Origin of the sequence: Proteiniclasticum aestuarii (genome assembly GCF_017368455.1) — a bacterium.
GTDB lineage: Bacteria > Bacillota > Clostridia > Clostridiales > Clostridiaceae > Proteiniclasticum > Proteiniclasticum aestuarii.
Window position 1 is genome coordinate 115,485 of sequence record NZ_JAFNJU010000008.1, and the last position, 12,798, is coordinate 128,282.

Below are 12,798 nucleotides of genomic sequence, written 5' to 3' on the forward strand. Positions count from 1 at the left end.
TTATCTATGCAGTTGTCTTGCTTCCACAATCTTGTCTTCCGTGATTCCATCACTTTCCGCATTCTTCAGTGCATCAATGAGATCCACAATGAGCAGTGCCGTTTCATTCATCTTTTCTTCCACAGCGCCCTGAAGATCTTCCACTCTTTTTGTAAGACTTTCCGCGGTATAGTCCTGATGACAACCTAGACAGGACGCTTCTATGGTCTTTAATGGACTTGTCCACTGATGGGCTGGAAGGGTTTCTCCGTCTGCTCCCTCCATGTCCGGCATATGACAGGTGATACAGGTGACGCCCATATTGTTATGGATGCTTCCCTGATAGGTTTCCCATTCCGGATGCTGCACTTTCAGTAGCTCTGCGCCTGAACTTGGATGCACCCAGTCGGTGTAATTCACTTCATCATAGAATGCCATCATTTCCGCAGGAGTCAGGCCATTTACCGATGGCATGATGACTTCCTTGGTTTCAGGATCCAGATGATACTCCACATGACACTGTGCACAGACCAGATCTCCGTCCTTGAACTCTCCTTCGATTCCTTCCAGTGCAGTGTTTAAGTGTTCTCTTGTAATGGTGATGACACCTGGTTCGTTCTTATGACAGTCATAGCAGCTGATGGTTTCCATCTCGCTTTTGTCCACATCCTCAAACACCATGGCATGGGCTTCCTCGCCGTGTTCCTCTACAAGTTCCAGAAATCCGCTGGTCTTACAGGATAAGCAGCTCGCTCCGGGTTTGCTTCTTTCTGTATGAATGATGTCTTCCAGTGCATAGGTATGTCCTCTTGCTCTGAGATATTCCACACTGAAACTGTTTCCCTCATACAGCACCTTCAGATAAGGGTACTTCTCCAGATAGTCAATGGGAACAGAGCCTCCATAGGTGGTTTCCTCCATCTCGCTGTTTTCGAGATAGCTTGCATAGATTTCAGGATGTTCCTCTTCCCATTCACTAGCGGAAATAATGTCTTCCTTACTTCCGGAACAAGCAGTCGACAGAATGGCTATAGTGATGGCCGCAAGCAGCAGTAGCATCTTCTTCATAACCTTCCCTCCTTACTGTTTGCTTTTTATCTTAATATTCAGTCTACGATATTATTATAACATATATGCACGAAAAATATTTTCTTCAAGTGAGGCACAATTCAAAAACAGATGGTCCCATTCATGGGTTCCATCTGTTTTTGAATCCTTGATTTTCTAACCAACCTTCATTATTAAGTACACAATCCCTGCCCTGTCTCACAGTCTGATCATTTCTCGTTACGACTTATTCTTCAAAGTCATCAATCAGAATATAGAATGCCTCATCCCTGTCGAGAAGGGAGTCGGTATAATGAAGCATCACCTTATCGCTCTCGGCGTTTGCTGTAAAGAACATCGAAATCTTTACTCCTTCGTCAGTCTCTTCAGGATAACTGAATACATTGGTGTAGGAAGTATTTCCCTGATCATCTATGAATGTCAGCTGAAAATTTCTATTCATGACTCTTCGGATATCCATATTCAAGAATAACAGCTCCACTTCATATTCTGCGACCATCTCTTTATCCGATTCGGAGCTTTCCGGTTCCAGTCTTTTTACAGCCTGAACGGTAAGCAAATAGTCCTTGGCAGCCTTCGTGATGACCATGGGCTCTCCTTTTCCGTAGACTTTTTCCGGCTCTGGAAGAGAACCGGTCAGATCTGCTTCCACACGTTTTCCCTTTTCCACATTGAACAGCAGATTTTCATTTAAATAATCACTGAATCGTAATCTCACTTCGTTGGGATGCTCCGGTGCTTCAAATACAAGTTTGTGAACACTCTTGGTCCCAGCTGGGGTAAATACATGCCCGTAGGCTTCATCCAGAACTACTGGTGGGTATGGATCTGCATTGTGGACACTGAGATTGAATCCAGTGACCAGGCCCGTTTCATAGTGAAAGACCTCGTGATTTTCATCCATGGACAGATTCTCAAAGAGTATCTCCACGACAATATTTTTCTGTTCTGGTTTCCACGGTAGTCTATACTCTGTATCTTCCACAGACAGAATCGTAACCGCATAGTCCTCTCTTACTACAGCACGCTCTCCTAAACCATAGATGACCGGTTCCGGTTCTGGTTCCTCTTCTTTCAGAATAATGGTGGGTTTATCTTTCACGGGATTCTCCTGTGTCTCCAGAATTTCCGGTTCATCATTGCTGCATCCGGCTAAAATCATGATCATGATCATGGTGACGGTCAGTAGTACTTTTCTCATATAAGCCTCCGTTCTCAGATTTTCTTATTCTTTTATATTCTAACTCAATATTTTATTCTCATCCAATACCACAATCTGTATATACTGTATTTATCTTCTTTTTATTCTTTCATACATTCTTTTACAACTCTTCCGGCAGTTTCATTTCATCAATGACTTCCTCCGTTTCCTCATCCAGGTAGCGCAGCAGCAGTTCAAGCTCATTTCCCTCAAAGACCTGGTACATGGCCACAGACATCATGATGGTCAGTGACGAGAAATCAAAGGCGTTCTCATAGCCTGTCCGGTCCACAATGACATCCACTTTTCTGTAGTCATCCGATCTTCTCACATCTTTGATATAGGAGGTCTCTTCGTCGTTCATCAGCATATTGAATGCTTCATCGACGCTTTCCCTCATCTCTTCCATAAGCTCCTTGTGCTTTGCACGACTCATGGTAAGCTTCAGGGACCCATCTCCCAGCACCTCTGCATCTTTCATGCCTGGATTCTCAGTGAGGTATGACTCCTTGTCAAAATCACTCAGATCTCCAGCAAAATCCGGAGGCAGGATAATCTCGACACTGAGAAGATTCTTGTCTACGCTGACTTCTTCCTGCTGCTTTTCCGCAGCGTCCTGACTTTCCTGATTCTCATTCTTGCCGGCACACCCTGCCATGGTCATGATCAGCATGCTGATCACAAGAAATATTGCCGTCTTTTTCATTTTCAGTCCTCCCCCATTCACTGGATTCCATCCAGTTCTATATAGAAATCCGACATGTCGTTGAACATATTGTCCTTGTAACAGAGAATGATGCGGTCACTGTCCTTATGGGCTGCCAGATAGATCACAGCGTTGCATCTTGCACCTTTCACCGTTTCCTGCGGGTAGATATCCGAAAAGACCGGATAGGAGTAGCCCGTATTTCCATGGCCATCTATCAGGATAAAGGAGTACTCATCAATATAAAGCGGACTGTCCATGCTGATGTTGGAATAGGAATAAGTGATCTCATAGACCGCTTCCGGCATTCTCTTCTCATACTCATTTCTTTCAGCGGTTTTTCTGACACTTTCAATTGTAAGGATGTATTCTCCCTCTGATGTGGATACTTCTATGATGTCCCCCATACCGAAAGTATGCTCATAGGACGGGGCTTCTCCAAGAAGATCCACCGTAAGCGTTTCTCCCACATTCAGAAGAAATCTCGCATCCGCCTCAGAAGAGAAGAAATTATCATAATAATGAACATCAATACTTCCGCTGGCTGCTTCTGCACCCACTGCAAAGGAAGCCAGTGTCTTGGCACCTTTTGGTGTATATTCTGGTGAATGGACAGCTTCCACGGGATAGGTATCCATCATGTTGCCGCCCTCGTCCACCAGCTTGAACTCCATCTCTGAAATATAGATTTCCTCTTCACTGGCCAGATTCTCATAGAGATACTCGATGATCAGTACCTGCTGCACTTCTTTCTCCGAGAATTCATTTCGATCCTTCGTTTCCGTCACACCCACGATGGTCAGCGCATACCTGTCTTCAAAAACGATTCGGTCCCCTATCCCGTAGAGAATCTCCTCCTGCTCCAGTTCTTCCTTTTCCGCCTCCGATTCCTTTTCACTTCCTGCTGGAGCCTCTTCATTGGTCTTCTTCACCGATTCCACATCACTTCCACAAGCCGTACCCGCTAAAAGAGAAAAAAGCATCAAAAGCATCACGATTTTCTTCATTTTTCATCCTCCTCAATTTCAGACTTTTCCGGTGTATTCATCCTAGCAGATCTGCTGTCCTTCTATCCGGACAATCAATATTTTTCGTTAAGAAAAAAATTATTCATTTTGAAGTGTATACATTTTCAATTCTAAATTGTGTCAGAATATCAGTCTATTCACTACAATTAATGAGGAAATCCTCAATAATTGGCTCATTATAAGGGGTTTCGCTCATTTGACACCTGGTTTCCAGAGGCGTAGGATAAAATCTGTTGAAAAAACTCAGACGAAAGGAGACCCAATGCAATTATTAATACTCATTCTTAAAGACATTGAATGTATCGACAATCTGATGACAGAACTTGCAGAAGCCGGTATCAAAGGTGGAACACTACTGGAAGGCAAAGGTATGGCCAACGTACTGATGCAGCACGAAGAGCTTCCCGTATTTGGTATGATGAGGCATTTAATGTCCGATACCTATGAAAAAGACAGTCACGTACTTCTGTTCGTACTACGAGAGGAACAAGTGCTGAAGACGAAATCCACCGTGAAGAGAATCACTGGTGATCTCAATAAACCCGGAGCTGGAATCATGTTTTCCATTCCGCTGACTTCTGTGGAAGGGTTGGGTGAATAAGCATGGAACTTCAGATATTCATCTACCTCGGCATTGCACTTCTTCTATCCCTTCTTTCTAGTAAGGCGATCAAGAAATTTCATCTGCCCAATGTCACAGCCTATCTCATCATGGGACTTCTGGCTGGCCCCTATATGTTCAAGCTGCTTCCTCATGAAGCCATCGTGTCCTTTGAGCCCATTTCGGAAATCGCGCTGGGATTCATCGCTTTTTCCATCGGTTCGGAGTTCAAGTTCAGCTACCTCAAGAAGGTAGGAAAAGCGCCTGTCGTCATCGCTGTTCTGGAAGCCTTCATGGCTGTAGCACTGGTGGACCTGGCCCTGATTCTTACAGGACATGATCTTTCCTTCTCTCTGATGCTGGGTGCCATTGCAGCAGCCACTGCTCCTGCAGCCACACTTATGGTTGTCCGTCAGTACAAGGCGAAGGGTCCTGTGACCAATACGCTGATGCCCGTGGTGGCCATAGACGACGCCATCGCGCTGATGCTCTTCGGCATCTCGCTGGCCATCGTGAAGACCCTTAATGCTACTGCAGAAGTTTCACTCCTGATGACTCTTTTCAAGCCGTTTTATGATATCATCGGCGCACTGCTTATCGGTGCAGTGATGGGGGCCATCCAGACCCTTCTCATCAAGTGGTTCAGCGGAAGAGGAAACAGACTCTCTGTCACCATCGCCATGATTGCGCTGACCCTGGGACTTTCAAAATATCTGGGCTTCTCGGAGCTTCTGTCCTGTATGGCGCTGAGCGCGGTATTTGTGAACTTCTCCAGTACAGCAAACTCCGTATTTGATCAGATTGAACGCTTCACCCCACCGATCTTCATGATGTTCTTCTTCATCTCCGGAGCAGATCTGAACATAGCGATTCTGCCATCCGTCGGTGTAGTCGGCCTCATCTATGTGGTCGTACGAGTCATCGGAAAAGTATTTGGCGCAACGCTGGGCGCAAGCCTCTGCAAATGCGAAGAACCCGTACGCAAGTATCTGGGATTCACCCTGATTCCCCAGGCCGGTGTAGCCATAGGTCTGGCCTCGGTAGCCCTTTCCGTGCTGCCGGAATACGGACAGACCATCAAAGTCATCATCCTTGCTGGAACCGTGATCTACGAACTGGTAGGTCCAGTGGCAACGAAAATCGCCCTGACGAAAGCAGGCGATATCCAGCCGGTACTGGAGAAGAAACTCAGTACCGCAGTATAGAGGAAATCACGACAGCTGAAGCATCGGATCCAAAGATGTGCTTCAGCTGTTTTTTCTTTATACATTTTCAAAACTATGCTAAAATGATACCTGTCATATCCGATAATGATTATCAATTAAATAACAATCTCGGAGACACTTTTCTGATTATGTGATCCTAAAGGGGGATTTGACTTGTCCAGTATATTCAAAGCATCCAGATTCAACGCTCTTTCCCACACGGAAGAGGAAGGTCTGATTCTATATAACAGCTACACCGGTGCACTCATCGATTTCTCAAAAGAAGAGAAGGAGGAAGTTCTGGGACTTCTCAAGAATGCGGACGCATGGCCTGATACGGACGTGAAGAAAGCACTTGTGGATAACGGATTTCTTGTGGGAGAACACATCGACGAACTGAAAAGAGCACAGTTTCTTCATCAGTCCATGCATCGCACCGATATGCTCCATCTGATCCTCATGCCTACAGAGGCCTGCAACTTCAGATGCACCTACTGCTACGAGTCCTTCACAAGAGGAAGAATGACCGATGAAACCATCGCCGGGGTCAAAGCCCTGGTCAGAGAAAAGGCCAGAACCATCCATACTCTTCATATCAGCTGGTTCGGCGGAGAGCCGCTCCTGGAAATCGATCTGATGGAGGAGCTTTCCAGAGAATTCCAGGCCATCGCCAAAGAAAACGAGATCGCCTATTCCGCAGACATCTCCACCAACGGATATTTCCTCAGCAAGGATGTATTTCGAAGACTTCTTGACATGGACATCCGTCAGTACATGATCACCATCGACGGTGTGGAAGCGGTTCATGACAGCAGACGTTTCCTCATCGGAGGCGGAAAGACCTTCCAGGACATCATGGAGAACCTGAAGAGCGCCGGTGAAAGCAGCGAAGAATTCGATATCAGCATCCGTGTGAACTTCGACCAGGATAACCTCAAGGAAACGGAAGAGCTGACGGACTATCTCACAACCTGGTTTGCAGGGGATAAAAGATTCGGACTTCTCTACAGACCCGTCGGCAGATGGGGCGGGGACCATGACGAGGACATTCCCATCTGCTCACATATGACGGCCAACAAGAAGATCTGGGCATTCACCTCTGATGCGGTGGAGAAGAATCTCTTCATGAGCTCCTCCATTTCAGGCATGATCATGCCCGGAGGCTCCGTATGCTATGCCGCAAAACCCAACGCCCTGGTCATCGGTTCCGACGGTCAGCTTTACAAGTGCACCACAGCTCTTGATGCCGACATCAATCATGTGGGGCATCTAAGCGTCGATGGAAGCCTGGACCTGGACTATGACAAGATCATCGCCTGGGTAAGCTCCGGGGAAGAGACAGATACCACCTGTCAGTCCTGCTTCTACAGACCTTCCTGTCAGGGAAATCACTGCCCCTGGTACAGAATGCTGACCGGAGACAGACCCTGCCCTTCCGAGAAGACCAACATCAGAAAAGTGCTTGGTCTCATCTGGAAGAACAGTCTATTATAATTCACGTTTATTGAAAGGAGGTGAGTCGATGCGTATCGTAAGACCTGCAGTTGCTCCTGCAAAGGTGAATTCCGGAAGAATCCTGAAGGCTGCTCCTGGAAACCTGAAGTAGTCCGTGGACTGCATGATATAAGTGTAAAAAGACGCCGCAAGGCGTCTTTTTCATCTAATAAAATCAGGGCAGATGCACCGGCTATTTTCGCCGACGCATCCGCCCTGTCTCTTCTTTTCTAAACGATGGAGGCTTCGTAGATCTCCTTCACGGATCTTTCAAGTGTGGAATTGAATCTCACATCACTGTAGGTGTGATTCAGCCCTTCCAGCAGTGCCCTGGAAAAACTCGCAATGAGTCCAGGATGGCGTTTCAGAAGTGCTACGGATTCTTCCCTCGAATAGCCTCCCGACAGTGCCACTACCCTCATGACTCTGGGATGCTCGATGAGCTCCGTGTAGAATCCGTCTTCCTCCGGAATAGACAGCTTCAGCATCACCATCTCGTCTTCAGGAAGCTTATCCAGATGGGCGAGAATCTCTCTTTTCAGAATCGCTTCTGATTCCTTCTTGTCGGAGCTTCTGATATCCACTTCAGGCTCGATGATGGGAAACAGTCCTTTTTCAAGGATTCTCTTTCCGATTTCAAACTGCTGGGCCACCACTTCCCGGATTCCTTCCTCATCAGCTTTTTTGATTACGGATCGCATTTTGGTGCCGAAAATATTATAGGATTTGGCCTTTTCAAGAATCTCATCCAGATTGTCGATGGGTTTCATGAGCTGTACCCCGTTCTTTTCTTCCGCAAGACCTTTGTCCACTTTCAGAATGGGGATGATTCCCTTTTTCTGCCACAGATAATCTGCTGTAGGCAACCCTTCCACTTCTCTTTCCATGGTCTGCTGGAATAAGATCGCAGCCAGAATGTAGTCGGAACTGAAAGCAGGGCTGGTCATGACTCTTGTTCTCATGGCATGAACCAGATCAAACATTTCCTTCTCGTCTTTGTACTGATCCTTCTCGATGCCATATCCCGCCAATGCCTTGGGTGTGCTCCCGCCACTCTGATCCAGCGCAGCGATGAAGCCCTTGCCCTGTCTCATTCTCTGTACCTGTTCCATGTTCATCTTAATTCCCTCACTTTCCTGTATTCTTTCAATCAGCTCATCGAGCCTATATACTTCTATGATAGGCCGTAAAAAAACAATTGTCAAAATATTTAGGCTATTGTCAGGGATTTTGTTTTTTACTTGAGGAGATCCTCGACACCATTGATCATGGCCTGTTCATGGTCCTCCACAGGAATGACGATGCACTTCTGGCCATCAATGATCTGGCTTCTGATTTTGGCGACCTTTTCTTCCTTTACGCGGAGAATCACATCATAGTCGCCCGCCTCTTCCTTCTCCTTCTCCTCTTTCACTTTCTCCAACTCACTATGAAGAAGACTCACTTCCTTCTTCAGACGCTCTTCCTTGTCTCTCTGCTGCTTCTCCTTCAGCACCTTGGCATCGATGAGGCTTTCAGCCAGAGGAAGATCCTCACCATAGTAGGACCCATAGGAGGCGGTGATCTCCTTCGTGACATTTTCCGGAATTCCGCTGTCCACAAGGATCCCCTCCACATCTCTCTGGGTCAGCACCATGGGCTCCACATCCGCATCCGCATAGGTGGCTTTATAATCGGCCACCATGGCACTGAGCTGATCCTGCACTTCCATGAAGATCTCTTCAGATGGCTGGTTTCCATCCTCTAAAGATCCCTTCACCATGGCCTGGAAGGATTCCTTCTGAAGCTGGGCGGTCTCTTTCATCTGACAGCCCAGAATGTCTTCCATGAACTCCGGATGGGGATCCTTGGCATTTTTGGTGAAGTACATCACGGCATCCAGGTCCTGACTGCGGTCGATGAAGGCCGGGTACACAAAGCCGTGCTTAGGCATCTCCACCACCCAGTCTCTGTGACGGGCACGGATCATATTCTCGTCTTCCACATAGCTGAGCCCCGGATCCGATAGGGATACCGGACAGACAGCGCATAGGACGTACTCATAGACCTCTTCCGATTCATCCAGCTTCAGGTTGTCTTCGGTCTTGGTGATCACATCATAGGCATCATGGAACAGAAGGATGATGAAGTTCCCCACATAGTGATAGTTTTCGATGACGCTTTCATAAAATGCGTCCAGAAGCTCATCCTTCAGAAGCCTTGTGCGCTTCAGGTCCATATAGAAGGTCTGCTTCTCGGTGATTCTGCCCACTTCCTGCTGAAATCTCAGCTCCAGCAGGTTGTTGCCCACGGTTCCTGTAAGCACCTTCTTTGCGATCTCAAGATACTTGTGGTATTCATCCTCTTCCAGATTGAGGAAGGTTTCTATGAATTTCGTCACAATCTTCTTTTCTCCATTGACATAGCATCCCGCCATCTTTGAAAAGGTGGCCTGGTCTTTCTTGAATCTTTTCTTTATTTCCAGTATGTCTTTCTTCTGCATAATTACCCCTATCTTTCACTTCTCATTAACTTAATCGTACTTCCCTAATTTAGCACAGAATGAGGATTCCTTCAAAGGACATTTCAGCTCACAGCAGATTCAAAATATACCTGTACTATTCTCCGTGGTATCATGGTAGCAGAAATGAATCTCAAGGAGGGGATCTGATATGGAGATCGAAAAGCGAAGAAAAAAACTGCTGAATGAATTGCCCGGATTTTCCGGCGTTCTGTCCCTGAGCAGAAAGAATGAAGTCCTGTATGAAGAGGCTTTTGGCCTTGCCGTTGTGAATGAAGCTGTGCCATGCACCGTGGGCACAAGATTTCCTGTGGCATCAGGGTCCAAAATCTTCACAGCCGTGGTGGCCTTGAAGCTTGTGGAAAAAGGGGCTCTGTCTCTTTCGGATTCGGTGACCGCGCTTCTGCCTGACACTTTTTCATTCATGGATAAGAATGTTACTGTAGGACATCTTCTGACACACACTTCAGGCTTTCAGGACTACTTCAGGGAAGATGGCAACGAAAGTTATGCAGACCTCTGGAAGAACCTGCCCATGTATGCAATGAGAACCCCGAAGGATTTTCTTGTTCTTCTGAAAGACAACCAGATGGAATTTCAGCCTGGAGAAAAATTCAGCTACAATGATGGTGGCTTTGTGATTCTCTCCATGCTCATCGAATCCGTCACCCGAAAATCTTTTCCCGAAGTGGTGAAGGAAACGGTATTTCTGCCGGCAGCCATGGAGGATAGCGGATATTTCGCCATGAACGCTCTTCCCCAAAACACCGCACTGGGATACTATGAAGAAGAACCTGGCAGGGTGGTGTCCAACATCTATGCCATCCCGGTTATAGGTGGCGGTGACGGTGGTGGCTATACAACCGTATCTGATATGAGGCGCTTCTGGCATGCTCTGCAGAGCGGGAAACTCATAGAGGAACCTCTTCTCTCAGAAATGTGCTCTGTGCAGGCTGAAAATGAGAAGGAGAGGTACGGATACGGAGTCTGGATCAGAAAGGATGCTTCTTCTGTCTCAGGGCTCTCTGTCATGGGCGCCGATCCCGGCATTTCCATGGTCAGCGATTATGACCTGAGCACAGACCTTCTTCTCACCATCCTTTCCAACAGAGAGAATCAGGCTTTTGAGGCCTATGGCATCATGAAAGATCTTTGATTCTGAATGCATAAAAACTGATGAAAGATGAAAGAGCATCCCTCTGCCCGAGAACTGGAGCATAAGCAGAGGGATGCTCTTTCTGAATAGATGTATTCTATCTGTTTACATAGATGTGTATCTCTTATGGTCTTTCCCCCATCCGATTCTTTCGATAATTTTTTATCAATTTCACACTTTTTCTGATTGATTCATAATGAAGCGCTTACCGCTGATACTTTGGAAGACGAAATTTTAAAAACAATTTATCATAGTCATAAATCCTGCTTCCTCCTACAGAAAGTTATTGAACTACAAGTATCATTCTTATTATAATAAGTGGTATAAATTTAAAAAACGATAGTTTTATTCTCATTTTATTAAACAACTATCAATTTTAAATGGAGAAGGGGGAATTATTTATGCAACAATTAAAACCTGAACAGACGCCGGAAAGAGGCATGTGGTCCTCACGCTTCGGTTTCCTTATGGCAGCAGTGGGCTCTGCTGTCGGACTGGGCAATCTCTGGAAATTTCCATACCTGGCCGGTGAAAACGGCGGAGGCGCATTTGTGCTGGTCTATGTGGGACTTGTGGTCATTCTCGGGTTCACACTGATGCTGGCGGAGCTTTCCATCGGTCGTCATACCAACTCCGACGCCTATGGCGCTTACAGCAAGCTGAAGAAAGGCTGGGGTTTTGTCGGAGGCTTCGGAATTTTGGCCGGTTTTCTCATCCTGTCCTATTACTCCGTAGTCGGCGGATGGGTCCTGAAATACATCGTCGCCAGTGTTACGGGCGTAGGCGCGGATAAAGGTGCCTATTTCACGAATTTCATCACTTCCTCGGTGGAACCTGTCATCTATCATCTAATTTTCATGGGACTCACAGCAATCATTGTTATACGAGGGATTTCCGGTGGAATAGAAAAGGCGGTCAAGATCGTCATGCCGGCACTGTTCATCATGCTCATGGTCATCGTGCTCCGTTCCGTGACTCTGGAAGGAGCTTCGGAAGGACTGAAGTATTACCTCACACCGAATTTCAGTGAAATCACCCTGAAGGTTTTCATAGCCGCACTGGGTCAGGTGTTCTTCTCTCTGAGCCTGGGTATGGGCTGCATGGTCACCTACGGAAGCTATCTGAGCAAACAGGAAGACCTGGAAAAAGATGCGCTGCTGATTCCATCTCTGGATTCACTGGTCGCCATCATGGCGGGATTCGCCATCCTTCCTGCGGTATTCGCCTTCGGCTTTGCGCCCGGTGAGGGACCTGGACTCATGTTCATCACCCTGCCGGCTGTATTTGAAAGCATGCCTCTTGGAACGGTCTTCTCCCTGATCTTCTTCATTCTGGTCTTCTTCGCAGCCATCTCCTCCTCCATCTCTCTGATGGAAGTGACGGTAGCCTTCGGCATCGACAGACTGAAATGGAGCCGCAAAGTCTCCGTTCTTGTGTTCACCACTGTGATGTTTATCATCGGAATCGGCGCATCCCTTTCCATGGGTGCCTGGAGCGACTTCCTGATTCCATGGATCGACGGCAACAGCTATGGCATCTTCGACTTCCTGGATGTAGTGACCTCCTATTATCTGCTGCCTCTTGGTGGACTGCTCAGTGCCATCTTCATCGGATTCGTATGGGGTGTGCCCAATGCAGTGAAGGAAATCAAGACTGGCGGCAACTTCAGAACCGAAAAGCTCTGGTCCGTACTCATCAAGTACATTGTCCCCATCCTTGTTTTCGTCATTCTGCTCAGTACCACGGGACTGTTGGACAGGATCATCGGGTAGTCTGGATCAGATGTTCAATCAAGCATACAATCACAAAGGACAGGATTTTCAGTCCACTGAATAATCCTGTCCTTTTTCTGTTCGTTCA

At 46.9% G+C, this 12,798-nt stretch carries 11 protein-coding genes; 5 read left to right on the plus strand and 6 right to left on the minus strand.

Annotated features, from left to right (window positions below; all coding sequences use genetic code 11):
• The 4 genes from J3A84_RS11135 to J3A84_RS11150 all read right to left on the minus strand — a co-directional run bounded on the left by J3A84_RS11135 (position 1) and on the right by J3A84_RS11150 (position 3,961).
• Positions 1-1,047 carry an ammonia-forming cytochrome c nitrite reductase subunit c552 gene (locus tag J3A84_RS11135; protein ID WP_207600109.1) on the minus strand — a complete coding sequence of 349 codons (1,047 nt, stop codon included), beginning with the start codon at positions 1,045-1,047 and terminating at the stop codon, positions 1-3.
• A gap of 226 nt (positions 1,048-1,273) precedes the next feature.
• A complete protein-coding gene (locus tag J3A84_RS11140; RefSeq protein WP_207600110.1) occupies positions 1,274-2,248 on the minus strand; it encodes a hypothetical protein in 975 nt (324 codons plus the stop codon).
• Positions 2,249-2,369: 121 nt separating this feature from the next.
• On the minus strand, positions 2,370-2,954 hold the full coding sequence (locus J3A84_RS11145) for a type 2 periplasmic-binding domain-containing protein (protein ID WP_207600111.1): 585 nt from the start codon (positions 2,952-2,954) through the stop codon (positions 2,370-2,372).
• A 17-nt stretch (positions 2,955-2,971) separates the two neighbouring features.
• Positions 2,972-3,961: a hypothetical protein gene (locus J3A84_RS11150; protein ID WP_207600112.1), complete on the minus strand. Its 990-nt coding sequence runs from the start codon at positions 3,959-3,961 to the stop codon at positions 2,972-2,974.
• 283 nt (positions 3,962-4,244) lie between these two features.
• On the opposite strand from J3A84_RS11150, the gene J3A84_RS11155 reads away from it, so the two are divergent.
• The 3 genes from J3A84_RS11155 to J3A84_RS11165 all read left to right on the plus strand — a co-directional run bounded on the left by J3A84_RS11155 (position 4,245) and on the right by J3A84_RS11165 (position 7,282).
• Entirely contained in the window at positions 4,245-4,583 is a 339-nt protein-coding gene (locus J3A84_RS11155) for a hypothetical protein (protein WP_207600113.1), read from the plus strand.
• 2 nt (positions 4,584-4,585) lie between these two features.
• On the plus strand, positions 4,586-5,788 hold the full coding sequence (locus tag J3A84_RS11160; RefSeq protein ID WP_207600114.1) for a cation:proton antiporter: 1,203 nt from the start codon (positions 4,586-4,588) through the stop codon (positions 5,786-5,788).
• Positions 5,789-5,962: 174 nt separating this feature from the next.
• Positions 5,963-7,282, plus strand: a complete 1,320-nt coding sequence (locus J3A84_RS11165) for a radical SAM/SPASM domain-containing protein (protein WP_207600115.1) — start codon at positions 5,963-5,965, stop codon at positions 7,280-7,282.
• A 230-nt stretch (positions 7,283-7,512) separates the two neighbouring features.
• Here the strand turns inward: J3A84_RS11165 and J3A84_RS11170 are convergent, their stop codons facing one another.
• Positions 7,513-8,400, minus strand: coding sequence for a fructose bisphosphate aldolase (locus J3A84_RS11170; RefSeq protein WP_207600116.1), 888 nt, complete (start codon positions 8,398-8,400; stop codon positions 7,513-7,515).
• 119 nt (positions 8,401-8,519) lie between these two features.
• Positions 8,520-9,764 carry a DUF4317 domain-containing protein gene (locus J3A84_RS11175; RefSeq protein WP_207600117.1) on the minus strand — a complete coding sequence of 415 codons (1,245 nt, stop codon included), beginning with the start codon at positions 9,762-9,764 and terminating at the stop codon, positions 8,520-8,522.
• A 169-nt stretch (positions 9,765-9,933) separates the two neighbouring features.
• Between J3A84_RS11175 and J3A84_RS11180 the strand changes: the two genes are divergently transcribed.
• Together J3A84_RS11180 and J3A84_RS11185 are read left to right on the plus strand one after the other, a co-directional pair.
• Entirely contained in the window at positions 9,934-10,938 is a 1,005-nt protein-coding gene (locus J3A84_RS11180) for a serine hydrolase domain-containing protein (protein ID WP_207600118.1), read from the plus strand.
• 401 nt (positions 10,939-11,339) lie between these two features.
• A complete protein-coding gene (locus J3A84_RS11185) occupies positions 11,340-12,710 on the plus strand; it encodes a sodium-dependent transporter (protein WP_207600119.1) in 1,371 nt (456 codons plus the stop codon).
• Positions 12,711-12,798: the final 88 nt, after the last annotated feature.